23 protein-coding genes are annotated in these 25970 nt (G+C 41.9%); 11 read left to right on the top strand and 12 right to left on the bottom strand.

Translation table 11 applies throughout. From position 1 onward, the window contains the following. Positions 1–57 precede the first annotated feature (57 nt). Positions 58–405, top strand: a complete 348-nt coding sequence (locus E1160_RS16805; RefSeq protein ID WP_155157353.1) for a HesB/IscA family protein — start codon at positions 58–60, stop codon at positions 403–405. Between the two features lie 26 nt (positions 406–431). Here E1160_RS16805 and recQ read toward each other — a convergent pair whose 3' ends face one another. The 5 genes from recQ to E1160_RS16780 all read right to left on the bottom strand — a co-directional run bounded on the left by recQ (position 432) and on the right by E1160_RS16780 (position 6781). After that, the gene (recQ, locus tag E1160_RS16800; RefSeq protein WP_155157351.1) at positions 432–2255 is read right to left on the bottom strand and encodes a DNA helicase RecQ; all 1824 of its coding nucleotides are present in this window, start codon (positions 2253–2255) and stop codon (positions 432–434) included. Positions 2256–2261: 6 nt separating this feature from the next. Beyond that, positions 2262–3113: a pantoate--beta-alanine ligase gene (panC, locus tag E1160_RS16795; RefSeq protein ID WP_155157349.1), complete on the bottom strand. Its 852-nt coding sequence runs from the start codon at positions 3111–3113 to the stop codon at positions 2262–2264. Between the two features lie 21 nt (positions 3114–3134). After that, positions 3135–3983, bottom strand: a complete 849-nt coding sequence (gene panB / locus E1160_RS16790) for a 3-methyl-2-oxobutanoate hydroxymethyltransferase (protein WP_155157347.1) — start codon at positions 3981–3983, stop codon at positions 3135–3137. Positions 3984–4084: 101 nt separating this feature from the next. After that, a complete protein-coding gene (locus E1160_RS16785; protein WP_155157346.1) occupies positions 4085–5314 on the bottom strand; it encodes a DUF1501 domain-containing protein in 1230 nt (409 codons plus the stop codon). 15 nt (positions 5315–5329) lie between these two features. Continuing rightward, positions 5330–6781, bottom strand: coding sequence for a DUF1800 domain-containing protein (locus E1160_RS16780; protein ID WP_155157344.1), 1452 nt, complete (start codon positions 6779–6781; stop codon positions 5330–5332). 352 nt (positions 6782–7133) lie between these two features. Between E1160_RS16780 and dgcN the strand changes: the two genes are divergently transcribed. The 4 genes from dgcN (at position 7134) to doeB (ending at position 11592) form a co-directional block, all read left to right on the top strand. Continuing rightward, positions 7134–8132 carry an N-acetyltransferase DgcN gene (dgcN, locus tag E1160_RS16775; RefSeq protein ID WP_155157342.1) on the top strand — a complete coding sequence of 333 codons (999 nt, stop codon included), beginning with the start codon at positions 7134–7136 and terminating at the stop codon, positions 8130–8132. A gap of 136 nt (positions 8133–8268) precedes the next feature. Further along, complete coding sequence (gene dgcA / locus E1160_RS16770) at positions 8269–9252, top strand: N-acetyl-D-Glu racemase DgcA (protein ID WP_155157340.1); 984 nt, start codon at positions 8269–8271, stop codon at positions 9250–9252. Between the two features lie 164 nt (positions 9253–9416). After that, complete coding sequence (gene doeA / locus E1160_RS16765; protein ID WP_155157338.1) at positions 9417–10598, top strand: ectoine hydrolase DoeA; 1182 nt, start codon at positions 9417–9419, stop codon at positions 10596–10598. A gap of 4 nt (positions 10599–10602) precedes the next feature. Then, positions 10603–11592 carry a N(2)-acetyl-L-2,4-diaminobutanoate deacetylase DoeB gene (gene doeB / locus E1160_RS16760; protein ID WP_155157336.1) on the top strand — a complete coding sequence of 330 codons (990 nt, stop codon included), beginning with the start codon at positions 10603–10605 and terminating at the stop codon, positions 11590–11592. Between the two features lies 1 nt (position 11593). Here the strand turns inward: doeB and E1160_RS16755 are convergent, their stop codons facing one another. The 4 genes from E1160_RS16755 to E1160_RS16740 form a co-directional block, all read right to left on the bottom strand. Then, on the bottom strand, positions 11594–12211 hold the full coding sequence (locus E1160_RS16755; RefSeq protein WP_155157334.1) for a FecR family protein: 618 nt from the start codon (positions 12209–12211) through the stop codon (positions 11594–11596). A gap of 1 nt (position 12212) precedes the next feature. After that, entirely contained in the window at positions 12213–13028 is an 816-nt protein-coding gene (locus E1160_RS16750; protein WP_155157332.1) for a pyridoxine 5'-phosphate synthase, read from the bottom strand. Between the two features lie 129 nt (positions 13029–13157). Beyond that, positions 13158–13706: a hypothetical protein gene (locus E1160_RS16745; protein WP_155157329.1), complete on the bottom strand. Its 549-nt coding sequence runs from the start codon at positions 13704–13706 to the stop codon at positions 13158–13160. Then, on the bottom strand, positions 13696–14106 hold the full coding sequence (locus tag E1160_RS16740; protein WP_155157327.1) for an HIT domain-containing protein: 411 nt from the start codon (positions 14104–14106) through the stop codon (positions 13696–13698). Before E1160_RS16740 ends, E1160_RS16745 begins: the two co-directional genes overlap by 11 nt. Positions 14107–14260: 154 nt before the next feature. Between E1160_RS16740 and E1160_RS16735 the strand changes: the two genes are divergently transcribed. Next, positions 14261–14884, top strand: a complete 624-nt coding sequence (locus tag E1160_RS16735) for a LysE family translocator (protein WP_218048979.1) — start codon at positions 14261–14263, stop codon at positions 14882–14884. Positions 14885–14917: 33 nt separating this feature from the next. Here the strand turns inward: E1160_RS16735 and gloA are convergent, their stop codons facing one another. Then, positions 14918–15337, bottom strand: coding sequence for a lactoylglutathione lyase (gene gloA / locus E1160_RS16730; protein WP_155157323.1), 420 nt, complete (start codon positions 15335–15337; stop codon positions 14918–14920). Between the two features lie 163 nt (positions 15338–15500). On the opposite strand from gloA, the gene E1160_RS16725 reads away from it, so the two are divergent. Further along, positions 15501–16277, top strand: a complete 777-nt coding sequence (locus tag E1160_RS16725; protein WP_155157321.1) for a lysophospholipid acyltransferase family protein — start codon at positions 15501–15503, stop codon at positions 16275–16277. Between the two features lie 72 nt (positions 16278–16349). Next, positions 16350–18386, top strand: coding sequence for an ATP-binding protein (locus E1160_RS16720; protein ID WP_155157319.1), 2037 nt, complete (start codon positions 16350–16352; stop codon positions 18384–18386). A gap of 18 nt (positions 18387–18404) precedes the next feature. Here E1160_RS16720 and E1160_RS16715 read toward each other — a convergent pair whose 3' ends face one another. Further along, entirely contained in the window at positions 18405–19805 is a 1401-nt protein-coding gene (locus E1160_RS16715; RefSeq protein ID WP_155157317.1) for an FAD-binding oxidoreductase, read from the bottom strand. A gap of 374 nt (positions 19806–20179) precedes the next feature. On the opposite strand from E1160_RS16715, the gene E1160_RS17410 reads away from it, so the two are divergent. The 3 genes from E1160_RS17410 to E1160_RS16700 all read left to right on the top strand — a co-directional run bounded on the left by E1160_RS17410 (position 20180) and on the right by E1160_RS16700 (position 24312). Continuing rightward, on the top strand, positions 20180–20671 hold the full coding sequence (locus E1160_RS17410) for an ABC transporter substrate-binding protein (RefSeq protein WP_218048978.1): 492 nt from the start codon (positions 20180–20182) through the stop codon (positions 20669–20671). After that, positions 20643–22031, top strand: a complete 1389-nt coding sequence (locus tag E1160_RS16705; RefSeq protein WP_155157313.1) for an ABC transporter substrate-binding protein — start codon at positions 20643–20645, stop codon at positions 22029–22031. The genes E1160_RS17410 and E1160_RS16705 overlap by 29 nt, the downstream gene beginning before the upstream one ends. Before the next feature lie 97 nt (positions 22032–22128). Continuing rightward, the gene (locus E1160_RS16700; RefSeq protein WP_155157311.1) at positions 22129–24312 is read left to right on the top strand and encodes a sensor histidine kinase; all 2184 of its coding nucleotides are present in this window, start codon (positions 22129–22131) and stop codon (positions 24310–24312) included. 94 nt (positions 24313–24406) lie between these two features. Here E1160_RS16700 and E1160_RS16695 read toward each other — a convergent pair whose 3' ends face one another. After that, positions 24407–25750, bottom strand: a complete 1344-nt coding sequence (locus E1160_RS16695; protein WP_155157309.1) for a D-alanyl-D-alanine carboxypeptidase family protein — start codon at positions 25748–25750, stop codon at positions 24407–24409. Between the last annotated feature and the right edge of the window lie 220 nt (positions 25751–25970).

Raw genomic sequence — 25970 nt, 5'->3', positions numbered from 1 at the left:
AAAATATAAATTTGCCTTATATTAAAGATATAACCTTGATGGATTAAGAGACGTATTATGTTTGGAACTGGCGAACCTGTATTGAAATTAACTGACGCTGCAGCGGCACGCGTACGTGATATCATGGATAACGCAGAAAATGATGTTCTGGGTTTACGTGTTGGTGTGTCAAATAAAGGCTGTTCTGGTCTTTCCTATGTGGTGAACTATGCCAAGGAATTAAAGCAGTTTGAGGAAGTTGTAGAAGATAAAGGTGTTAAAATTTTTATCGATCCCGCTGCTGTTATGTTTTTAATCGGATCAGAAATGGATTTCGAAGAAAGCAAAATGGAAAGCCGTTTTGTGTTCAGTAATCCAAATGAAACAGCCCGTTGTGGCTGTGGTGAAAGCTTTAGTGTTTCTTAAGCTAAAGCTTCTGTTTCTTTTTACAATCAGTCTTCTTCTTTTCCTGCGATCGCGGCAAGGAAAACATCAGCATATTGGTCGGCTTTGGCATCCCCAACGCCATTAATACGCAGAAATTCAGCTCTATTCTCCGGTTTTTCCAACGACATATGGATCAATGATTTATCGTTGAAGATCACATAAGGCGGCACGTCTTTGGCCCGGGCAATACGCTGACGCAAAGACTTCAAGCGCATGAAAATCTCTTTATCTTCTTCACTGATTAAAGCAAGACTAGCTGCGGTTTTCTTAGGTAATTTCGCTTTGCGTGTGACATGTACGACATCGGGGCGATAGGCAAAATTATCATTTCCTTCCATTAAGTCCCGACAACGATCTGTCAGTTTCAAAGCACCATAGGCACGGATGTCTAGTTCAAGGTAACAAGCACCAAGTAATTGACGGATAATAGCTTGCCATTCCTTTTCATTAAATTCTTGACCGGAACTAAATGAGGGAAGTTTGATATGGCCGTTCTTTTCATGTTTGGCTGATGCATTCCCCATTAAATGTTGGGTGACATAAACACTACCAAAATATTGCCCTGTTTCATGGATCGCCTTGAATACTTTCTTTGCGATTTCTGTCCCATCAATTGTTTCGTTGGGATTGGTACAGACATCACAATGACCGCATTTACTTATTTTTTCCCCAAAATAAGAAAGCAAGCTTTTGCGTCTACATTCCGGCGTTTCACATAAAGCCACGAGAGCGTTCAATCGCTGATTTTCTTTAACAGAAGTGATTTCGTCTTTGGTATCGCTTTGCATCAAGTTTCGTCGGGTGACGATATCTTGTAAACTGAATAGAAGATGTGCCTGCGCAGGTAGTCCATCACGTCCTGCGCGGCCAATTTCCTGATAATATGCCTCTATACTGCTGGGCAGGTCCACATGGCAAACCCAACGCACATCTGCCTTATCAATCCCCATACCGAAAGCCACCGTGCCACAAATAATAGCATCAGGATCGCGCATGAAAATATTAATCACGTTTTTACGTTGCTGATCATTCATCCCGGCATGATAAGGATAAGCGTTATATCCTTGTTCTGCCAGAAATTGCGCGGCTTCTTCATTTCGTTTTCTAGAAAGGCAATATACGATCCCACATGAATTAGCAGGCTGACTCTTAATAAACTCAAGTAATTGAGCCTTCCAATCTTTGGTACGACCTTCCATACCAATATAGATATTTTCACGATCAAATCCTGTGGTGATCAACTTATTTGGGCGATCAAATAAGGTGTCTTCAATATCTTTACGCGTGGCAGGATCAGCTGTTGCCGTGACTGCAATGATCGGGACATTAGGAAATTCATCTTTTAAGCAGGACAGCTGCATATATTCTGGGCGAAAATCTGCACCCCATTGAGAAACACAATGGGCCTCATCAATGGCAAACATAGAGATTTTCTGCGACTTTAAGTAATTGATCATCGATGCCGTGAGCAGTTTTTCAGGTGAAATATATAAGATTTTGATCTCACCTTTTTGTAGGCGTCCCCATATTGCGCGTTTTTGATCATTCGATTGGCTGGAATTAACTGTTTCAGCAGGAATACCGTTCGCTTTTAAGCTAGCTACCTGATCGTCCATGAGCGCTAGTAAGGGAGAAACCACAATGGCTAAGCCGTCTCGTATAAGTGCTGGTAATTGAAAGCATATAGATTTTCCTGCACCTGTCGGCATGACCGCCATCACATGGTGGTCATCTATGATCGCGGTAATCGCTTCTTCCTGACCAGCACGAAATTGATCATAGCCAAAATGATGTTTTAAGGCAGCACGGGCAGCTTCATTAGAGGTCATGTTCAATTACACCAAAGGAATATTATCGATGAGGCGCGCTTTACCCAGATGCGCTGCCGCAAAAAGACGTTGTGCTTGACCCGAAGGTTTATTAGCGGGAGTTAAGTCACGTTCTTCACGAATTTCGAGATAATCAACCGAATTGAAACCAGCCTCTATAATTTCGGCCTTTGCTGTTTCGAGTATTTCAAAAAAGCTATCCGCATCTCGCGCAAGCTTTACGGTTTCTTGCATGATCTGTTGCATGGCAGGGGCTACTTGCCTTTCGTCGGAAGAAAGATATCCATTGCGAGAAGACATAGCTAAACCATCATCTTCACGTAGAGTAGGGCTGCCAATAATCTTTACAGGTATATCCAAATCCCTTGTAAACTGCTTAATGACCATTAATTGTTGGAAATCTTTTTCCCCAAAGACGGCCACGTCAGGTAACGCTTGCAAAAGTAATTTGGTCACGACGGTGCATACACCGTCAAAATGGCCTGGACGATCATCTCCACATAAACCTTGAGAAATTGTGGTTACAGACACGTTTGTGGCAAAGCCGTCTGGATACATAACATCAACTGTGGGTGCGTAAAGAATTTCCACACCAGCATCTGCAAGTAGTTTCTTGTCATTCTCAAAGGTGCGAGGATAGCTTCCGAAATCTTCATTTTCCCCAAACTGTTTTGGGTTCACAAAGATTGTGGCGCATACAACATCTGCGTGATCACGTGCTGTCTTGGTTAGTGAAATATGCCCAATATGAAGATTTCCCATAGTTGGTGTGAGGGCAATGGTTTTACCCTCTTTTCGTTTTTCGGCAATTGCTTCACGTAAATCCGCGACTGTACGCACCACAAGAATATCAGACATGATCGTTTCTTTTGTTATTCGTTAAGATGCGTCTTTTTTAGCGGTTGATTTGGTTCCAAACAAGTGTTCATCCGCGGGGAAGGCACCAGAACGCACCTCGCTACAGAAGTCTTCAATAGCTGCGTTAATATCTTTATTTAGATTGGCATATCTTTTTACAAATTTTGGTTTGAATTCATCAAATATACCAAGGATGTCATCAATGACTAGAACTTGTCCATCACACGCTGCGGATGCGCCAATACCAATGGTGGGGATATCTAATTCCTCTGTGATTTTGCGACCCACAGGTTCCATGACCCCTTCAATAACAACTGAAAAAGCGCCGGCTTCCTGAACGGCTAAAGCATCTTTGAGAATCTCGTTAGCAGAAGCTTCATCTTTCCCTTGGGCACGGAAACCACCCATAGCCTGAACACGTTGAGGCATTAATCCTACATGTGCCATTACCGGGATGCCACGTTGGGTTAAAAAGTCGATGGTTGGCGCCACATCACGGCCGCCTTCGATTTTCACGGCATTTGCACCACCTTCTGCCATTAGTCTTACTGCATTGCGAAAAGCAACTTCTTTTGATTCCTCAAAAGATCCAAATGGCATATCAACTACGATCAAGGCGTTCTTTGTCATGCTGGAGACTGCTTTGCCATGATTGATCATCATATCCATGGTCACGCCAAGGGTATTTTCCATGCCATAAATTACCATGCCTAAGGAATCGCCAACAAGGATAATATCGGCATGTTGATCAACGATCTTAGCAATCGGCGCAGTATAGGCAGTTAGCACGACAATCGGTGTGTCGCCTTTTCTTGCACGAACTTCCGGAACGCCAAGTCGGCGTGGTACTGTGGATGGAACTTTGCTCATCTCTTAATCTCCCGCGATGATCTTTATAGTCGATTTCTATTTTTCGATTTCACGGGTTGTATCATGTTGCAGTGCAAAATAGAAGGGAAAAGAGTTTTTCCTTACTTGAACAAACCTTCGATTGGGGCAACTTCATTACTACGAGGAAAGACTGCATTATTGATTGCTTGTAATGGCATTCCTAGATGATCGCGCAGGACCGCTTTGAAAATAGCACGCATATCTACCGTAGATTTTAAAGCACCGGTTGAGGTTAATTGTTCTTCTGCCAGTCCAGGCCAAGTCCCAAGTGCGCGACCACCTTTAATAGGGCCACCAATGACAATGGTCGATGTTGCATAACCATTATCTGTACCGCGATCTTCGTTTGGTTTAACGCTACGTCCGAATTCGCTGGCGATCACAACAACGGTATTATTCCAATCTTCTGCCATTTCAACTGCTAAACCTTCTATCGCCCCAGATAATGCCGCTAAACGACGCGCTAACTTACCTGTACGTGACCCTTGGTCTTCATGCGTATCCCAGCCGGATGCTTCTAAGACTGCGATATTATGTCCATCTGTTCTTGTCAGAACCTTACCTGCTTCGCGTGCGGATTTTTCCAAGCCAAAAACGGAGTCTGCAGATTTCGCATAGGTTTGATCATCTTCTGGCAATTTACGACGTTGTTTTTCAACATGGGCCGCTGCTTGACTCAGGGCAGGTGAAAGCAGCGTGTCGTGATTATGAACGACAGTTAAGCGTCGACCATAGCCTTCAAACGGGGCTTCCATTACATGTTGAACAACATCGTTCCCACCCCCGGCAATTTGTAGAAGCATTGGAACCTGTTTGCCAAAGTGGATTGTGTCTTCTTGAATAGCACCCATGGCTTGTAAAGCACGGCCCATCCAACCTGAGCCATCTCCACCAAGTTGGCTAAAACCACTCTCAAAAACCTCTTGTGCGGAAAAATGGGTTCCATCTGCGATAGGTAGACCTGTTGCAGGGATGAATAGCATCTCTTTTCTTGCCCAGAAAGGTAAGAAAGCTTCGGCCATTGGATGTAAACCAAAGAGCTTGTTTAAACGAATCGGGGCACCAGAATCTTTATAAGTTGGCAGCGCAAGATTGCCACGTTGGGCTTGATAATTTTCATCACCCATTGGAGGGAAGAGGGCTAGATTATCCAAACCACCTCTTAAATGAATGAAAACCATCTTCTTGGCAGATGGAATGGCCGCAAATGACATATTTGTTGGCAGTATTACTGATGTAGCAGCTGTTGCCACAGCTCCAGCAAGAAATTGTCGACGGTTTAAGTGGAAGGACGAATTGTTTTTAGCCATTTCAATATTCCTTACCTAAACACGTTGAAACTCTGGACTGCACAATAATAGCGCGGTCGAATCTAACTTACTCGGCGCAATTGCAATATGGCGTGCCGTTGCAGGACGTAGCTTAGGGCCTAGCACGGCTATCCCCTGATCTACAGGTTCTGCGTTGAGACGATCTTCCGCTGCAATTTGAGTTAACCATTCAATGCGATCCGCATAAAGATCGGGTGTCACCCAATGAGCCGATTGTTTGGGCCAACCAGTTGGCATGTGAGGTTGATAAGGTGGTTGCCCTAATTGGGTTTGCTGACGAACAAGGTCTCGTCCATTTTGTGGATTGCGATCAAGGGCCTTATACGTTGAAATAACCAAATGTTGAGGTGTTTTGACTTTGCCCGGCACTGGTGTCCATGCTTCTTCAGATTCGATCATTGCATGTGCCATGCCCATAATGTTTCCACTCGCATTTAAAAAACCGCGAACCATATGTGTGATCAATGTATCCGTAGGGCTGTCAGAAACAAATTCTTTAGCCATATTTGTAGCTAATGTCCACGCTGTACGAGGTGTGCGTGCAACCATGTCCATCGCAGCTTCAAATTCCATCATACCTGCATTTGGGAAAATACGTTTCATAAACATTTTTTGGTTGCGATCATGCCATGAGTTTTTGAACATAAATCCGCCGGGATTTCTTGAACCTAATCCACCAACGGTCCAGCCTGTTAGCATGGCTGTTAAGCCTTTGATATCCATTTCTGTATATTCACCTTGTGGACCCATCGTATGGCGTTCAAGAATTTCGCGCGCCATGGATTCGTTCATTTCAACTTTAATTTTATCTCCCGTTGGGGATGTTGGGGCAATGCTACGATTGTTATTATGATAGATCAGCATGGCTGGATGTTGATAAGCCGCTAATAGCAAATGATAATAGGTGCGGTTCAAATAGGGGCGAATAATTTCGCGTTCAAACTGCACTGTCATCGGATACATCATTTCATCCTGACCAGATAAGTTAAACTGGTTTACGAAGAAACGAACAAGACGCTCCCTGAACGGATTGGGACTGTTAAATGCTGCAAGTTCATGCTGGCCAATTTCCCACATGGCATTTTGGCGTGCTGATTCGCGAAATTTGAATAGACCTTCACGGCCCTCATTTTGCGCTTTCATAAAATTCTTTAGATGATCACGGCTTTTGCTTAATCCCTGAATTTCATCCGGTGTGGAGGTGTCATTGATTTGGCGGACCAACCATCCTTTTGGATCTTGCGCAATGATTTGCAGCTCTCCGGGGCGCAAGCCATAACCAAATCTGGTGGCGGCAATGGCTGCCTTCCAAAGTGGCTCAGGAAATTGGCTTTCGTTGATTGCATTTTCCGGGCTGGACGGATCAGGAGAATTAATCAAAAGCTCTGCCGCGGTAACACGCGTAGCTTCCTCACCTGTCGTGGTAGTTATTGTTGTCTGCGCCATAAATGCAAATACTCCAAATATGTCATGAGTTTAGACCGTTCTAAGATACGCTGCAATAGCTCATAACAAGGCGATTTTTACCTGTCTGGTTATAGTATCTATAAGCTATGCAAATACTTCGCCAATTTAATGAAAATGATGGGAAAATGACGTTTTTTCTCATTGGCGAATTAAGTTTCATCTGCTAGAAAGTTGTCAAAATTAAGATGTGATCACAAATTGATTGCGAATTGGGGCGACGGTCTTGCCACTGGCCCATTTAATTTGCTCTATCTGGACTATTGCAATTCTTTGACGTTTTTGTTCTTTGGTCGCTGGTTTATGGGCAATATACTTTTTTGGAGTGTCTGTTATGAATATTCAACATCCTTATCTCATGTTTTTGGGTGATGCGCCTGATCAATTGGCAGCAAAAGTTGCAAACGGTGTAGCAAAATGGCGTCCTGATTGGTGTTTAGGGCAATTCCGTCTTGACGGTTGTGGTGCGGATCTTGGTTTGACAGATATGTCTATCGAAGAAGCACATGCAGCCGGTGTGAAAACACTGGTTATTGGTGTGGCAAACCGAGGTGGTATTATTCCAGATAGCTGGAAAGCCAGCATTATTAAAGCTCTTGAACTTGGTATGGATGTGGCTTCTGGTTTACATAATAAACTTGTAGATATTCCTGAAATTAAAGTAAAAGCGGATGAATTAGGTCGTCACCTGTTTGATGTACGTCACCCAACAGAAGATTATCCTGTAGCAAAAGGGTCTAAACGTTCTGGTAAGCGTATCTTGGCTGTTGGTACAGATTGTTCCGTGGGTAAGATGTTCACAGCATTAGCTGTTGAAAAATCCATGAAAGAAGCTGGCATGAAATGTTCTTTCCGTGCCACAGGCCAAACAGGTATCTTCATTGCTGGTGATGGCTTCTCTGTTGATGCGGTCGTTGCTGATTTTATAGCGGGTTCCATTGAAACATTAACACCTGCAAATGATGAAGATCATTGGGATGTAATCGAAGGTCAAGGCTCCTTGTTCCACGCATCTTATGCAGGTGTATCTTTAGGCTTGTTGCATGGTTCCCAACCAGATGCGTTAATAATGTGCCATGTTGCGGAACGTGACCATATGCGTGGCCTTCCAGATTTCAATCTGCCATCAATCCAAGAATGTATTAAAGTTAACGAAACAATGGGTCGTGTTGTTAACCCAGACTGTAAAGTCGTTGGTGTTTCTGTAAATACATCTATGCTTTCTGATGAAGAAGCCGATAAATATTTGGCTGAATTGGAAGCTGAACTTGGTTTGCCATGCGTTGATGCATTCCGTCATGGTGCAGCACGTTTGATCGAAGGTTTAAAATAATCCCTTCGGCCTATGCTGACTAAATTTTAAGGTGAGGCCGAAGTTGTCTTTTGATGACTTCGGCCTTTCTTATTTATATGTGTTTTGAGTGTATAGATTTTAATAAAGATTTTTAGATAAAGAACAGGATAGTTCCATGCCTAAATTAACCATTCGTCATGAAAGCTGGCCAATTGCTGGTACTTTTACCATTTCCCGTGGTTCCAAAACGTCTTGTGAGACTGTTGTCGTGGAATTGGAAGAGGATGGCGTAAAGGGGTGGGGGGAATGCGTCCCTTATGCGCGTTATGGCGAATCTGTTGAAACAGTTATTGCTGAATTAGAAAGCCTGCGCGACGCAGTTGAAAATGGTTTAACACGTGAAGAGTTACAGGAACGTATGAAGCCATGTGCAGCCAGAAATGCCTTGGATTGTGCTTTTTGGGACTTCGAGGCAAAGAAATCCGGTACACCAGTTTGGCAACTTGCAGGTTTGAGAAAAGAACCTGTTGCCCTGACAACGGCTTATACGATTTCCTTGGGCGAACCTGCAGTGATGGGAAAACAAGCCGCAGATAATGCTGAACGTCCCTTGATGAAGTTAAAACTTACTGGTGATGGTGATTTGGAACGTGTGGCTGCTGTGCGGGAAAATGCGCCAAATACACGTTTGATTGTGGATGCGAATGAAGGTTGGTCTGTAGATCATGTGGCGCCGTTTTCTGAGAAGCTACAAGCCTATGGCGCAGAGATGATCGAACAACCTTTACCATCTGCGGATGACGAAGCTTTAAAAACTGTTGAACATCCTATTACTTTATGTGCCGATGAATCTGCACATGCTTGTGCCGATTTCCATAAGTTGGTTGGTAAATATGAAATGATCAATATTAAGCTGGATAAAACTGGCGGCTTAACCGAAGCTTTGAAACTTCAAAAAATGGCACGTGAAGCTGACATGCAAGTGATGATCGGTTGTATGTTGGCGGGGTCCCTTGCTATGGCACCTGCGCATTTAATTGGTCAGGATGCAGAAGTTGTTGATCTTGACGGCCCATTGTTGATTGCCAAAGACCGTGATGTCGCTTTCGAATTTGAGGGTAGTATTATGAAGCCTGCCCCGCGCGATTTGTGGGGGTAATACATACCAAATTCAAATTGACTAATTATTAAAGGGGCCTTCTAGGGGCCCCTTTTTTTAGGCATAAACGAAAAGTCACTTGTGATCTGGTTTTTCTATTCAACGTGAATATTTTGTAATACTCTTCCTCACAATCAATAACTTAAGATCAATCAGGGGGCCTTATGCCAGATAAATATTTTGGTTTCAGTGATGAGGAATATGCACAAAGACTAGCGTCCACAAGACAGGCGATGGAGGCTGCAGGTGTGGAATTGCTGATCATCAGTGATCCATCCAATATGGCTTGGTTGACCGGATATGACGGTTGGTCTTTTTATGTACATCAGGCTGTGCTTGTCAGTTTAGATCAATTGCCGATCTGGTATGGTCGCGAGATGGATGCGAATGGAGCCAGATGTACGGTCTACATGAATGATGATCATATTTTATCTTATCCCGATCCTTATGTGCAGTCGACTGAACGCCATCCAATGGATCATTTATCGACTGTGATTGAAAATTATGGATGGGGGAATAAATCAATTGGCGTTGAGATGGACAATTACTATTTCTCTGCCGCTTGTTATCAGTCATTGATCAAGAATTTACCAAATGCAAATTTCAAAGATGTGACTAATCTGGTGAATTGGCAAAAGGCTATTAAATCTGAGCAGGAAATCACTTATATGCGCCGCGCTGCCCGTTTGGTGGAAAAGATGCATGCAAGAACGTTTGAGTTGGCTGAGGTCGGGCGACGAAAGAATGAACTCGCCGCAGAAATCTATAAAACAGGGTTAGATGGAACCGAAGAATTTGGTGGAGACTACCCTGCGATTGTACCCTTAATGCCGACAGGTAAAGAGGCCAGTGCCCCGCATTTAACTTGGGATGATCGAAGGTTGCGTGAAGGTGAAGGGACTTTCTTTGAATTGTCTGGTTGCTATAAACGTTATCATTGTCCCATGTCCCGCACAATTTTCTTAGGTAAACCTAATGATGCATGGCTTAACGCTGAACAGGCCTTGCAAGAGGGGCTTGTTGCAGGGTTGGAAAAGGCAAAGCCGGGAAACATGACAGAAGATGTCGCAGGCGCATTATTTGGTACTTTTGCAAAATACGGTATTCAGAAAGATAGCCGTTGTGGTTATTCCGTTGGTTTAAGCTATCCGCCTGATTGGGGAGAGCATACCTTAAGTTTACGCGCTGGCGATAAGACGGTGTTGAAACCCGGTATGACGTTTCATTTTATGCCGGGCCTATGGTTTGATGATTGGGGGATTGAGATCACAGAAACCGTCTTGATTACTGAAACAGGAAGCGAATGTCTTGCCAATGTGGAACGCAAATTATTTGTGAAGGATTAAGCTTATGAAAGATAGTCCGATCTCTACGGATATTGATTTTAATCTGTGTGGTATTCAGCATGGTTTTCTAAAACTTCCTTATTCCCATGATCAATCCGCTTGGGGAAGTATTATGATCCCTATAACTGTTGTGAAAAATGGTGATGGACCAACAGTCTTGTTAACCGGTGCTAATCATGGAGATGAATATGAAGGGCCTGTTGCGTTATTCAAGTTAGCTCAAGAATTAAGAACTGACGATGTCATGGGGCGAGTGATTATCTTGCCTGCTATGAATTATCCGGCCTTTTTAGCGGGTACACGTACATCACCGATTGACAAAGGCAATATGAACCGTGTCTTTCCCGGAAAACCGGACGGTACGGTGACAGAGAAAATAGCCGACTATATTACACGTTATCTTTTGCCACTTGCAGATTATGTGCTCGATATTCATGCAGGGGGTAAAACATTGGATTTTGTTCCTTTTGCTGCGGTTCATGTTTTGGATAACAAGGAACAAGAAGCTTCGAGTGTTGCGGCCATGAAAGCCTTTAATGCACCCTATAGTATGATGATGAAGGAAATGGATAGCATTGGTATGTATGATACTACCGCCGAGGAAATGGGAAAGGTTTTCGTTTCAACCGAACTTGGTGGTGGTGGCATGTCTACGGCAAAATCTAATGCGATTGCAGAACGAGGTATTAGAAACTTTCTTATTCATGCAGGCATATTAACGGGTGAGATAACGTTTAATCCATCTATAGAATTAGATATGCACGATCCAAATTGCTTTATGATATCTGAAGATGAAGGATTGTTAGAAATCTGCGTAGATTTGGGAGAGGATGTCAGTGCAGGTGATATTGTCGCGCGCATTCATGATATTAAACGAACGGGAATTCCTCCTCAGGTTTATAAAGCCAAGAAAGCAGGAATAATGGCGTCGCGCCATTTCCCGGGACTTGTAAAAATGGGCGATTGCTTAGCAGTTATTGCGACGGAATGTTAAATCAATTTGGTAGAGCGATTGTTTTAATTGCGCTGGTTAACGCTTCTTCACTTAATGGAGTAAGCGTTGGGCGTTGATCGCCTTTTTTGAATTCTAAAAGGCTCATTGGATTGTTCAAGGTTACAGGGCCTGTTGGAAGCAATACAACGATTTCACTATCATCTAAAAGAGCGATAGAAAGGCTGTCTTTCTTTACGATTCCCCAAAAGTCTGTGCCGCGAATACCTATTGTTGCGATTGGAGTGGTCAGTGTAACCTGATTATTTGGTCGTTTGGTAAGCTTCCCTGATACCATCCGAAAAGCACCAGATAATATATTGAAACTTGCTGTTGCTTGCGTGTCGTTGAATGCCAGTTCATCAATTTTAAATGTGGCATTTTCACCAAGCATCAAAACAGTATCATCAACCATACGTGCATGTAAGCGGGCATTGGATTTGGTTGTTAAGACTTGGCCAACTTTGATCTGGTTGTTAACTTCAAGCTGCTTCTCGTCTGCAAATGCATTTAGATAAACAACAATTGTTTGACCAGCGTCACGGCTTTCTGCAAAGACCAGAGAAGAGCTTGTAAAATACAAGCTCACAAGGATTAAAAAAGATAAAAATACCTGACGCAAATTAAGCCACTTTTGAGGGTTGTTCCTTATATCCTGCTATAGCTATAGGCGCTTTTTCTTCATAGCTCAAGGATTTCAAATAAGCTTTTACCGTATCTTCGAAACCTAACCATAAGGCATCCGCGATGAAGGCGTGACCAATGGATACTTCTGCCAACATAGGTAAAGCTGATTTAAATACAGGTAGATTAAAGGTGGTTAGGTCATGTCCTGCATTGATTCCTAGTCCTAAGTCATGGGCGGCTTTTGCTGCTTCCGCATAGTCTTTAAGTGTTTTTATATACTCACCTGTGTCAAATGCATCAGAATAGGGACCCGTATATAACTCAATGCGATCAGCACCAGTTTCTTTTACCAATGGCATTAAAGAGGTATCAGGATCCATAAACAAAGAAACACGACATCCCATTGCTTGTAAGTCTTTGACAATTGGTTTGAGTTTCTCAAGGTCTTTTTCAACATCCCATCCATGATCTGATGTGGATTGGGTTGGATCATCTGGCACCAATGTAGCTTGATCTGGACGTGTGTCTTCGCAAAGCTTCATGAAGTCATCAAAAGGATTACCTTCGATGTTGAACTCAATACCACGGGTGCGGTGTCCTTCTTTTTCAAGCATGTCTGCAAGCTCATAGACATCAGTGCGACGAATATGTCTTTCATCAGGGCGGGGGTGAATAGTTAAACCATGGGCCCCTGCGGCTAAAATTGTACGACCAGAATCCACAACAGATGGATAACCTACATGACGTTGATTTCGCAACAAGGCAACCTTGTTTAAATTCACACTCAGCTTTGTTTCGATGATTTCAGACATCTTCTTATACCTTAATTTAGAAAGCTTTTAAGATTGGCCTAAAAATATCCTATAAAATAGAAGTAAAACAGGGCCACTTGACTAAAAACTTCGAGTCTGAGTGGCCCAATGTCATATAAACAAAGACTTTTATGCCTTTTTCCGAAGAATAACTTTCATATGGGAAGCCGCGAAATTTCCTAGAAATGGCATTAGAAGTTGGTCTAGTTTGAATAAATTATCCAGCAAAGGTGAGTCATTATCCACCCATCCGGTAAAAAGATTGATGCGTTCTCGACAATCAAATGTGAGGTTGGGAAATTCCTTCATAAACTGAATTCGATTTTCAATTCGGTCAAAAATCAAACTGGATGTGGCAAAATTAATCTTGCCTGAATTTTTGTATGGCTTGGCTTTGATATTCAGGTTATTTGGATGTTTCAATTTGGCAATTGCGTAACTCATCGGAGAAAGTAACGGCTCAATAAAAATAGCAGACGCGTCAGGTGCTAATGCTTTTTCAAGTTGTGCTAAAAATTTGATCGGTTCTTCAAGTTGCCAAAAACAATCTAAAATAACTAATCCGTTTAAGCTGTTTGCTTTACAATCGACCGCTTCCAGAAGGTCTTCTGGATCATCACAGATTGGATGTTTTCGATCAGTGTCAGATAAGTATAGGCGGTAGAAATCAGAAGGCATTACTCAGCCCTTGTTTCAGTAACTCTATACGGTAACGCAAAGATTGATCATCATATTCTTCTGCATCTCCGATGGCCCATACGGGTTTGGGCCAAGCAAAATCTTCCTCTTCACGCGCAATAATATGGACATGTAATTGTGGCACCATATTTCCAAGGGCTGCCACATTTACTTTCTGGCAATCAAAATTCTTTTCCATAAACTCTGACAAAACGCGTATTTCTCGCCATAACTGGATGCCATCTTCATCGTTAAGTTGATGGATTTCTTTGAGGTTTGGACGTTGTGGTACCAAAACAACCCATGGATAACGTGCGTCTTTCAATAAAAGAACACGACTAAGAGGAAGGTCCATCACATGAACCGTATCGGCTTCTAGACGAGGGTGTAGCTGAAACATATTTGATCCTAGATAGAGGAGAGGATGAAACTAGTTCTACTCCTAACAATGGTTTGTTGCCAATAGGAAAAACTGTTTTCTATCATGTTTGATTGCAAGAAAAGAAAAGCTCAGATACAAGCCAAATTCGACTTTAGTTTAGGGAATGATACAAATGGTCGATTGGACTTTAATTACCTTGTTTATACCTACCTTTTTTCTGGTGTCGATCACACCGGGAATGTGTATGACTTTGGCAATGACGCTTGGCATGACTATTGGATTGCGGCGTACATTTGCGATGATGTGGGGGGAGGTGATTGGTGTTGCTGCGATTGCCTTGGCGGCAATTGTTGGTGTGGCTGCTGTCATGTTGAAATATCCAGACATATTTTCCGTGGTGAAATATGTCGGTGGTGCCTATTTAGCATGGCTTGGTATTCAGATGTGGCGATCAAAAGGTAAGATGGCTATTGATCTGGATAACCCGAAAGAGGCAAGTATGTCTGGTTTGGAACTGGCATGGCAAGGCTTCATGACCGCCATAGCCAATCCAAAAGGCTGGGCTTTTATGGTGGTTTTGCTACCAAAGTTCCTGAACACTGAACTTCCTGTTACATGGCAAATTATTGCGATTATCACCGTGATTGTGGTTTGCGAATTTTTCTGTATGACTCTTTATGCGGGTGGTGGGAAAACACTAAGATATTTCCTTGAGAAAAAAGGAAATGTGCAGATGATGAACCGGATAGCTGGCAGTCTTATGGTTGCTGTTGGTATTTGGCTAGCAATGTCTTAAAAGAAAAAGGGAAGCAACTGCTTCCCTTTATTTTTACCAGTTCCCTGTATTTTCCATAGAGAGCCACGGTTCTTGTGGCTCTAGTGCGTCACCATCTTGGAGAAGCTCTATTGAAATGCCGTCGGGTGATCTTACAAAAGCCATACGACCATCGCGTGGCGGTCGATTGATCGTAACGCCGCCATCGGCAAATTTTTGACAGGCATCATAAATGTTTTCGACGCTATAAGCGAGATGACCAAAATTACGACCACCATCATAATCTTCGGTATCCCAGTTATAGGTAAGTTCAACTTGGGCTTCCTCTTGTCCCTCGGGAGCCAAGAAAATTAAACTGAAGCGTCCTGCTTCATAATCACGGCGATCAATTTCTTTAAGTCCTAAAAGATTACAATAGAAATTCAGGGATGCATCCAAATCTTTGACACGCACCATTGTATGCAAATAACGCATAATTCTCTCCAAATCCTGATGAGTTTATTATTACCTTAAAGTGTAGGGAGCTTCCTAAGAAGTTTCAATAAATCACTTTCATAAAATTACAATATAGAGAAAGTTGTTTATGCCTTGATAACTCAGTATGCTTCGGCAAATTCAAGATTTATGAAAGATTCATATGATGGATACATCTGTAAAGTTCAGCTTTTTCTTGGCACTTCGTCGTGCTTTGGGAATGTTGTTTGGTACGTTGCTAATTTTATTACGTCATCTTCCCGCGGTTATAAAACGTGATGTCCCTATTAAACATGTTCAGTCTTGGCATAAGCTGATGTGTAAGCATGGCGGGCTAGACGTGGTCTGGGAAGGTAAACCGTGCGATGAAAAAAATGTCATGTATGTATCTAACCATGTTTCATATATCGATATACCTGTTATGGGAACTGAGTTAAACGCTTGGTTTGTCGCGAAATCTGAGGTGCGTGGATGGCCAGGGTTTGGTTTCTTGGCAGAACTTGGAAAGACGGTGTTCATTGAAAGACGTAGCCGTCGAGCTGCAGATCAAAAAAATCAATTTGCAGAGTTACTAAGTCAGGGGCGAAATCTTATCGTTTATCCTGAAGGAACAAGTACGGACGGAACTGATGTTGCCCCTTTTAAGCCAACATTGTTCGAGGCTGTGTTTTCTGAAACTGAGACGCCAATTAAGGTACAACCTTTTAGTATTACCTATTGCAAGTTTAATGGTCAGCGTCTGCCAGAAAGCATGCGTGATTATTATGCTTGGTACGGCGATATGACTTTGGGTGACCACTTTTGGCATTGGCTAGGTCTAGGCCGTATTGAAGTGCGTTTGCGTTTTCATGATCCTGTGACAAAGCATGATTTTGATGATCGCAAAGATATGGCCAAATATTGTGAAAATATAGTTCGGAAAGATTTGCAAGATTATTAATTTTTGACCTATAATCTGTACCTCTAAAATAATAAGGGATATAGCTGCGTCAATAAGGGAGGGAATGAAGGCTTGTATACCTATGAAAAAGTCTTGAAATCTCGTGCCGCTATTCTTCAGCAAATTGTTGAAGGGGCTAAAAAAGAAGAGATTCTTTTACAGCTTTGCCATGATACCGAAGAAAACTTTCCGGGTGTCAGATGTACGGTTTTGAGTTATGCCCCTTCCACTCAACAATTATTTGATCAAGCATCACCCTCTATGCCACAATTTTATTCTGATGCTGTTGATGGGATTGGGATAGGCCCTAATGTGGGTTCATGTGGTGTCGCAGCCTACTATAAGAAACGTGTGATTGTTGCTGATGTCTATAACAGCGAGAATTGGGCTCCATTTATAGATATCGTTAAGAAAACTGGTTTTCATGCGTGTTGGTCTCAACCCATTCTAACAAAGGATGCAGAACTATTTGGTACATTTGCCATGTATTATGACCAAGTACGTCATCCAACGAACTTTGAATTGGAATTGATGGAAGGGCAGGCCAATCTGGCTTCATTGGTTTATGAACGAGCGCAAACCGCGGAAGCGTTACGTTACACAAGTATGCATCTAGATCAATTAGCCGAAGCACAAAATGACGCTATTTGCCGATTGGATCGGAATCTGAATTTTATTTATGTGAATAACAGCTATATAGAAAATATAGGTTTTGGACGTGACGATGTGCTTCATAAACCCGTTTTGGAGTTTATTGCCCCTGCAGATCGCGGGACATTTGTCGAGGATATGAAAAACCTAAGTCCTGAAAATAACTCTAACGTAAGATATGATCATAACTTTGATAAAGACGGACAATTGGTTCTTTATCAATGGAAAAATAGAGCAAGCTTCTCTGAAGAAGGCGAGTTATTAGAAATTCAGTGCATTGGCCGCAATGTGATGAAGTCTTTGGAAGTTGAGCGAGAGCTTCATCAACAGATGTTGCGTTATGATCAGGCGGTTAAGTTATCTGGTGTTGGGTATTGGGTTTGGGATACGATTTCCAATAGGTTGGATTTTATTTCGAAAGAAGCAGCTAAGATTTTTGATATCTCTCAAGATTCTGCGCTCGGGTTAACAGATCAGATAAGAGGTAAACTGACATTTATTCATCCTGATGACCGTGAAAGATATCGAGAAAACTTCATTAAAGCACTGAAAAACCAAAAAGGGTATTCGTTAGATGTTCGTATCTTAACGATGAAAGGTGAAGAACGTCATATTCATGAACTCGCAGAACCAATTTTTGATGAAAAGACTGGTGAACTTACTCAGATACTTGTGACAATTCAGGATGTAAGTCGACAGAAAATTACTGAAAAACAGTTGATAAATGCGCGTATTGAAGCAGAAACAGCAAATAAAGCAAAATCTGATTTTCTTGCAAATATGAGCCATGAACTTCGCACACCATTAAATGCAATAATTGGATTTTCTGAGTTGCTAAATATGTCGGGTGAAATAGGCATTGGTGGGGATAAAGTCGAAGAATATGCGGGGGATATCCATGCTGCCGGTACGCATTTATTAAGTATTATTAATGATATTTTGGATGTGGCCAAAATTGAAGCTGACCAGTTGCAATTCTATGACGAAGAAGTAGATGTAAAGCAGATATTTAAATCTGTGACTCGGCTTTTAAGTAAACAAGCACATGATGCTGGCTTAGTTATAAAGTTAAATGTCGAAGATAATTTGCCATTGTTGCGTGCCGATACAACACGCGTGAAGCAAATCGTAACGAACCTGACGTCTAACGCGGTTAAGTTTACAGATCGTGCTGGGGAAGTCATGTTGTCAGCATCTATGCAAGATGGTGATCTAGAAATCAAAATTGAAGATACAGGTATCGGGATTGCAGAAATTGATATACCCAAAATTCTTGGAAAATTTGGGCAAGTGGATTCCACCTATAATCGGAATTATGATGGTACTGGATTAGGATTGAGCCTTGTTCAGTTGCTTGTAGAAGCACACCAAGCTAAATTCGATATTCAAAGTAAACTTGGTGTGGGGACTACTGTTATTGTGACTTTTCCAAATGAAAGAGTCATTTATGCTAACTGAAGATGATCTATTACTCTGCTAATTTGCGGGCAATATTTTTCCAGGATTCATAATGTTTTGTGGGTCCAAACTTTGTTTAACTAATCTCATCACATCAATTGCATTTCCGTGCTCAGCCTCCATAAAATGCATCTTTCCCATACCAATTCCATGTTCGCCAGTGCAGGTGCCGCCAAAGGAAATAGCACGTTGGTTCATCCGTTCAACAATAGCTTTGGCTATTGATTTTTCTGATGGATTATCTGGATCAAAAAGTAAAGAAAGATGGAAATTCCCATCACCGACATGACCTACAATTGGGGCAATTAAACCGCTTTCATCGACATCTTTTTTTGTTTCTAATAAACAGTCAGCCAACTTGCTTATCGGGACACACGCATCTGTAGCCATGCCAACTTTACCCGGGGCGAGTGCACATGCAGCGTAATAGGCATTATGGCGCATTTCCCAGAGTTTGCTTCTTTCTTCTTGTTGTTTGGTCCATTTGAAAGCGCTACCGCCAAACTCCTCTGAAATAGCCTTTACCGCTTCTGCTTGTTCAGAAACATAAGCGGACGAACCATGAAATTCGAAGAATAATGTAGGTTTTCGTTCATATCCTTCAGCCTTCGAGTAATCTATACATGCGCCCATTTGTATCTCATCAAGTAATTCAATTCGCGCTACGGGTATGCCGGATTGAATTGTGAGGATTGTTGTATTTACAGCTGATTCCAAATCTGGATATTGACAAACGGCACTGGAAATGGCTTCAGGTATCCCATATAGGCGTAATTGGATTTCTGTAATGATACCTAAGGTTCCTTCTGAACCAACAAATAAGCGAGTGAGATCATACCCCGCAGCTGATTTACGTGCGCGTCCACCTGTTTTAATGACAGACCCATCAGCTGTCACAACGGTTAAGCCAAGCACGTTTTCTTTCATTGTTCCGTATCGTACGGCATTTGTGCCGCTGGCTCTTGTGGCAGACATGCCCCCTACTGATGCGTTGGCACCTGGGTCAATCGGAAAGAAAAGGCCAGTATCACGAATATAGTTGTTGAGTTCTATCCGACAAACCCCTGCTTCTACCCGACAATCAAGATCTTCTTGATTAACCTCCAGAATTTTTGTCATACGTGATAAGTCAATAGATATTCCACCATGTAAAGCATTTACATGACCTTCCAAGGAAGTTCCTGTGCCAAATGGAATGACTGGAATAGAATGAGCAGCTGCAAGCTTCACGACCTCAGACACCTCATCTGTTGTTTCTGCGAAAATAACAATATCAGGTAAGTTAGAAGGAAAGTAACCTTCGCCATGACCATGGTGGTCTCGAATGGAGGAGGCAGTTGAAGCTCTCTCACCGAATTTTTCTTTTAATTGCAAAATGACAATGTCTAAGTTTTCGGTTCGCTTTTCCATTTCTGGCATGTTTTTTCCTTTTGCTATTTTTATGTACATTCAATGGTTGTGTCTTGTTTAGTGCGAAATTCAGTAAATGAATACCTCTTTAGATGGAAAAACACTTTTTTTGATCGTAAATATACAATTTTTTGTTGAAATGTTATTGTTTCTGATGTCAGAATTTCCGGTAAAGTCGTGGAAAAAGTTTATATCTACTTGCGAGTTATATGTGCCTCATGTTAAATATTAACCTATAAGTGGATTGGCGATTTAATAAATATACAAATATTTAAGGGTTAAGGTAGAATCGTCAAATGGGTCTCAATTTACCACTGTTAGAACCAAAGCAATTTTCTTTTCAATCTTGCATTAAATGGGCTGTAATATCCAGTGCTATGATTATGTCGACAGTATCAGGCGCTGTTGAGTTTTCTGATGCACCAATGCTAAAAGAAAAAATTGCTGCTGGGGTATTACCATCGATTGAAGAGCGATTACCAGAAACCCCAATGATTGTGCAGCCGGCAAATATGCTCGGAAAATATGGTGGTACATGGCGTATGGGCATGCGACGTGGTCGTGATCATGCTTTGCTAATTCGCACGATTGGATATGAAAATTTAATGCGTTGGAACCCTGAATGGACCAGTGTGATCCCCAATATAGCAAAGTCCTATACTGTAAATGATGATGCGACTGAATATGTCTTTTATCTACGTCCAGGGATGCGCTGGTCAGACGGTGATTTCTTTGACGCGGATGATATTATGTTTTGGTATGAGCATGTTGCGACGGATCCAGTCTTGAGCCAGGACGACGATATTTGGTTTTTCTCTGGTGGGGAGAAAGCAAAGGTAGAAAAGCGTGGATCACGCTGTTGCATTTATTTTTGATCATCCTCACGCTTTGTTTACGCAATTTTTAGCAGGCCCTGAAGGTGTTGAGCCAACTTCATATCCATCGCATTATCTAAAACAATTCCATCCGGCGTTTAATCCAAATGCTGATGAGGAAGCAAAAGCAGCTGGTTTTGAAGGGTGGAAGGCACAATTTGTTGCTAAATTTGGTGAGCCGGGAAATATTGATAATAAAACACGCTGGATGAACAAAGAATTACCTACCTTGAATGCATGGGTTCTGGACAGCACTCATACAGTGGATGAGCCTCTAGGTGCAGTACGTAATCCCTATTACTGGAAAGTAGATCCTGCCGGGTTGCAATTACCTTACATTGATCGATTGCATTTTGAAGTCGTAAAATCCAAATCTGATATTCGTGACGTTGCGCGTGCTGGGAAAATTGACATGCAAGCGCGTGCAATGCCTAGTTTTGCTGAGCAAGTTAATGCGTCTCCACAAGACTGGCCTGGAGTCAATACCTTTGGTGTGATTGATACAGATATGAATAAGGCTGTGATTGCTTTGAACCTTAATCATAGGGACCCTGTTTTAAGAGACATCTTCAATATGAAGGATTTTCGCATAGCTTTATCCATCTCCATAGATCGAGCCGCAATTATAAGAAGTGCAGGCGAAAATATTGGAGTGCCATTCCAGGCCGCACCACGACCAGAATCTGAATTTTATAATGAAAAACTAGCAAAACAATATTTAGATTATACACCCGGGAAAGCTGCTCAAATGCTGGATGACCTTGGGTTAGTAAGGGGCGAGGATGGTATTCGACGTCGACCAGATGGAAAGCGCTTGTCTTTCTTTATTGATACGGTCGGGGATGATCGCTATGAAATTTTACTAAGGGTTGCAAAGGATTGGCGAGCAATCGGTGTAGATGTAACCGCACGTAATTTAGCACAACATACATTTTATGATACTCGAGAATTGAACGAGCATGATGCGTCTTCTTGGGGAGGGGATGGTGGTATTTCTGTTATCCAATCTCCGATCTTTTATTTTCCTATTTATTATGAATCTGTGCAAGCCGTGAATTGGGCACGTTGGTATCGTGATCCTTCTGACCCTAAGGCAGAAGAACCTACGGAGCCTGTCAAAAGACAGATGGAACTCTATAGACAGATTGTGAAGACGCAATCACAGGATGAACAAGGTAGGTTAATGACAGAAATCCTGAATATTGCAGCTGAAGAGTTTTATGTATTTGGCGTGAGTTTACCACCAATTCGGTATGGAATCTATCGTCAGGGATTTGAAAATGTGCCTGCATTAATGCCTGCGGCTTGGACTTATCCAACACCTGCACCGACAAATCCGCCACAATATTTCTTTAAGTAGTTTAAGTTATATATTATGCAATAATGGAAGCTGTAGTAACAGTAAGATATATGAGTATAATTGATGTCAGGGCATCGAAATATTCTATGGGGGGGATATGTCTGAACAAACTCATTTAAAAACCGGCAAACGACGCTCACTCATTGGAAGTTTGACTTTCAAGGTTTTGTCTATTGTCGTTCTAGCCCAGTTGTTGATTTTATCAGTTGGTGGGTATTTTTATGTCGGCCAGTTAACTAAATCAATTGATGCGACGGTTGAAAACCGTTTGCGCTCTGTTGGTGCTTTGTTGCAAGATTCTCAGTTAAAATATACGGCACTTTCTGATCGCGATGTATTAACAGAATTGGTGGGCGATGAGTTGCTCGATGGTATGGTTGTTGGTGTGAATGGTACTATTTATCATTCACTTAATAAATCTTTATTAGGGCAGTCTATCTCCAAGCTTAAACATCTTAAATTGAATTGGTTTAATCCAACCCATGTGGAACCACAATTTATACGTCTTGAAGAAGGTGATGAAACATCAATTGTAAGTATCACTCCCATATTTACCTTGAATTCAACACGCCCTTTCCTTTTTGCTTATATTAAACTCGACAGCACAAGTTTAACTCAAGAAAAACAATTGATCATTATTGAAACTGTTTTTGCTGCGCTAGCTAGTATCTTATTGACGAGTTTTATTATTTATATTTTCCTTCATCGTTTTATTTTTAGACGTATACGTTTTGCGGCCGACTTTGCAGAAAATGTGGCGGTTGGTGATTACTCAACAAAATTAAAGGCGTCCGCCCATGATGAACTAGGGGTGCTTGAACGTGGTTTGAATCAAATGGTGTTTGAGTTGAAAGAGCGAAGCTATAAAAATGATTTAGCTGAACAAGAACTTAAAGATGTGAATGAGAATTTGGAAAATCGTGTTGCGGAACGTACGACGGAGCTATCCAGAACTGCGCATGATTTAATGTTAGAAGCTGATAGTCACAGAAAAACGACTGACGCCTTGAAGAAGCAAGGTGCTTTCATGCAACTCTTACAGCGCATTATTGTGGCATCCAATGAAACCAACTCCATTGATGAGGCGTGGAAAGTTGGCCTGAATGCCATTCAAAAACACTTCCGTTGGCCTGTTGGAATGGTCTTCACGCTGAAAGGTGAGCATCGTGATATAATGCGTTTGTCAGAAAATGTTTATTTAGAAGACTTAGAGGCATATGGCGATTTAGCAGAATATTCGGCTGGATTTGATATACATATGGGAGAGGGACTTGTAGGTAACGTATTACGAAGTGGTCGACCTCAACTTCTGCGGATGGAGGAAGAGGTAAGTAACAATAGTCGTATGAATATTGCTAAGCGTTCAGGATTGGGGTGGTCTTTCGCAATTCCAATTTTAGTTGGGCGTGAAGTTGTGGCAGTGATGGAGTTTTTCTCGGCGGTCGAGATTGAACAAGATTCCGAATTGTTCGAGGTCGCGAGGGATATTGGTATTCAGTTAGGACGTGTTATGGAACGACGACGCGCCGAACAATTGATCCAAGAAGCCAAGATGGAATCTGATGTTGCCAATTATGCAAAGACTGAATTTATTTCTAAACTAGGTCATGAGTTACGTACGCCGATTAACGCTATTGTTGGTTTTAGTCAACTTATGCAGGCTCAGGTGGATGTAGTATCATCTGAGCAACGTTATCAGCAGTTGGAAACGATCACACGGGCCGGCCGTCATTTAGCTCGACTAGTTGATCAGATGACAGACTTAGCCCGCATTGAAGCCGGCGAGCTAAAACTGGATACACAACATATCGAAGTGAAATCAGTGATCAAAGAGACTTTGCAAAAACTCGGATCTTTGATTGAAAAGAAAAATATTAGCTTGTTAGAGAAGCTCGATATTCCTGATGATTATACATTGAATTGTGATACGGCTGTTCTTGAGCAAATTATAACAAGCTTACTTACAAATGCTATTCATTATGGTGGGGCCAATCAGACAATTTTGCTTCAACTTTCCTCGACAACGACAGGTGGCATAAAAATTGTGGTTGCTGATCAGGGGGACCCATTGACGCCGGTGGACGGTCAGGAGATATTTGAACCGTTGGCGCGATTAGATCGCCACCGTGGCCTTGTGGATGGTTTAGGAATTGGATTAACGCTTAGTCGTGAATACGCCCAAGTCATGGGTGGAGATATTATCTGTCAGTCTGGGGCAAGCGCCTTAGAAGTCGATGGAAAACGAGGCAATAGTTTTATTGTTAATTTACCTAAATCTTAAGGCGGGTAAGTTTAAATTCGTTATGTATAAAGAAAACCCTGCTCTTATAAGAAGGCAGGGATTACCATTTTTAAATAATTTTTTGGGTTCTATCTTAATTTACGATAGCAATTTGATCAGGTTGAACTGGCGGGATTATTACACAACTCAGTGATGTTTCTGTTAAAACATGACAGCTTTCTCTTGCCTCAACTTCACTTAAGCCTGTTAAACGGGCTCTGTATAGTCGATTTTTTAGATCTTTAATTTCTGAAACCTGAATATTAGCGTCCTTGCTGACATAGCGGACATGCACTGCTGCTAAACCTGCCGCTTGATGTGCGCGTCGTTTCTCTCTGAATGCGCCTACTTGGACTGCCCATATTGTTTCTGATTCAAGAACGGGTTCTGTTTTCTTTGAAGATGCAGGAGTTTGCGGGATTGTTGCAGCGACTTTCACCGATTGATCTAGTTCTTTAGCCAAAGTTTCTGAGGTAACAAGTTGGGCTGTTTCCGCTTCTTTTTGGGGCTTGGATTTTAAATATTCACCGTTAACGTCGTCTGCCAAAGCGATCTGTGTTTCACGTTCTAGAATAATCACTTTTCCATTGTCAGCCATTTTTATCTCTGGCTTCATAGGTGGACGTAAAGAGGCGATTAAAATTTTATGATAGCTCTTATTTAAAAGCTTTTGCATATGGGCATTACGGGATTTTGAGGTGCGACCTCCAAATACAACACCAAGCAAACGACGCCCATGGCGTTCAACAGAAGCGACAAGGTTAAACCCACTTGCATTGGTAAAACCTGTCTTAATACCATCTGTGCCTTCATAATAACGAAGCAACTTATTATGGTTGTAATAGGTACGGTTCATATATTTATATTTCCAAGTGCTAAAGTAATGGTAGAATTGTGGAAAATCGGAACGAATGCGTAAACCCAGTGTTGCCATATCGCGTGCGGAAGATAATTGACCACGCTTATGTAAGCCAGATGCGTTCTTAAAGAATGTATTCTTCATCCCCATAGAATGGGCTTTTTGTGTCATGGATTTTGCAAATTTTGCTTCTGTACCACCAAGCCCTTCAGCAACAACAACAGCAACATCATTTGCTGATTTTGTTACAAGCGCAAGAATGGCGTCTTCCACTGAAATCGTAGTCCCTTTGCGCAAACCAAGTTTGGATGGACGCTGTTGGGAGGCTTTACGAGAAACTTTTAGTTTACTGGTAAGTTTTAAGTCGCCTTTTTCCACCGCATCAAACAACATGTAAAGAGTCATGATTTTAGTGAGTGATGCAGGATGATTGCGCGTATCCGCATTCACAGAATGAAATACTTCACCTGTTTCAGCATCCAAAATAATAGAGGCATATTTGGCTTGGGCGGTGTTCTTTGTTGCGCCAAAAATCAAAGTCGCAAATAAAACTAAAGTAAAACCAAGTAATCGATACATGACAACCCATTGCCTATTCAGGAATATTTATAAAATTTTCTTAACACTTGCCGAATCTTCTTGAACTATATGCGAATCGGAAAAATGCGTCTATACATAATTCTATAACCTGTTTCGGACAAAGGCTTCAAGGCTTTTTGATAATTTCTGTCATATTGCCTTATTTTAGTCATTTTAAGACGTAGAATATTTCATTCCCAAATTGGTTACATATATGCCA

Source organism: Curvivirga aplysinae (genome assembly GCF_009711445.1).
GTDB classification, from domain to species: Bacteria; Pseudomonadota; Alphaproteobacteria; order UBA8366; family Aestuariispiraceae; genus Curvivirga; species Curvivirga aplysinae.
Note: the sequence above shows the minus strand (reverse complement) of the source record. Positions and strands in the feature narration are given on the sequence as shown.

Bases quoted from the DNA above. Each gene is read 5' to 3' on its own strand.
- E1160_RS16805 (WP_155157353.1), top strand. From the start codon at position 58: ATGTTTGGAACTGGCGAACCTGTATTGAAATTAACTGACGCTGCAGCG.
- recQ (WP_155157351.1), bottom strand. From the start codon at position 2,255: ATGACCTCTAATGAAGCTGCCCGTGCTGCCTTAAAACATCATTTTGGC.
- panC (WP_155157349.1), bottom strand. From the start codon at position 3,113: ATGTCTGATATTCTTGTGGTGCGTACAGTCGCGGATTTACGTGAAGCA.
- panB (WP_155157347.1), bottom strand. From the start codon at position 3,983: ATGAGCAAAGTTCCATCCACAGTACCACGCCGACTTGGCGTTCCGGAA.
- E1160_RS16785 (WP_155157346.1), bottom strand. From the start codon at position 5,314: ATGGCTAAAAACAATTCGTCCTTCCACTTAAACCGTCGACAATTTCTT.
- E1160_RS16780 (WP_155157344.1), bottom strand. From the start codon at position 6,781: ATGGCGCAGACAACAATAACTACCACGACAGGTGAGGAAGCTACGCGT.
- dgcN (WP_155157342.1), top strand. From the start codon at position 7,134: ATGAATATTCAACATCCTTATCTCATGTTTTTGGGTGATGCGCCTGAT.
- dgcA (WP_155157340.1), top strand. From the start codon at position 8,269: ATGCCTAAATTAACCATTCGTCATGAAAGCTGGCCAATTGCTGGTACT.
- doeA (WP_155157338.1), top strand. From the start codon at position 9,417: ATGCCAGATAAATATTTTGGTTTCAGTGATGAGGAATATGCACAAAGA.
- doeB (WP_155157336.1), top strand. From the start codon at position 10,603: ATGAAAGATAGTCCGATCTCTACGGATATTGATTTTAATCTGTGTGGT.
- E1160_RS16750 (WP_155157332.1), bottom strand. From the start codon at position 13,028: ATGTCTGAAATCATCGAAACAAAGCTGAGTGTGAATTTAAACAAGGTT.
- E1160_RS16745 (WP_155157329.1), bottom strand. From the start codon at position 13,706: ATGCCTTCTGATTTCTACCGCCTATACTTATCTGACACTGATCGAAAA.
- E1160_RS16740 (WP_155157327.1), bottom strand. From the start codon at position 14,106: ATGTTTCAGCTACACCCTCGTCTAGAAGCCGATACGGTTCATGTGATG.
- E1160_RS16735 (WP_218048979.1), top strand. From the start codon at position 14,261: ATGGTCGATTGGACTTTAATTACCTTGTTTATACCTACCTTTTTTCTG.
- gloA (WP_155157323.1), bottom strand. From the start codon at position 15,337: ATGCGTTATTTGCATACAATGGTGCGTGTCAAAGATTTGGATGCATCC.
- E1160_RS16725 (WP_155157321.1), top strand. From the start codon at position 15,501: ATGATGGATACATCTGTAAAGTTCAGCTTTTTCTTGGCACTTCGTCGT.
- E1160_RS16715 (WP_155157317.1), bottom strand. From the start codon at position 19,805: ATGCCAGAAATGGAAAAGCGAACCGAAAACTTAGACATTGTCATTTTG.
- E1160_RS17410 (WP_218048978.1), top strand. From the start codon at position 20,180: ATGTCGACAGTATCAGGCGCTGTTGAGTTTTCTGATGCACCAATGCTA.
- E1160_RS16700 (WP_155157311.1), top strand. From the start codon at position 22,129: ATGTCTGAACAAACTCATTTAAAAACCGGCAAACGACGCTCACTCATT.
- E1160_RS16695 (WP_155157309.1), bottom strand. From the start codon at position 25,750: ATGTATCGATTACTTGGTTTTACTTTAGTTTTATTTGCGACTTTGATT.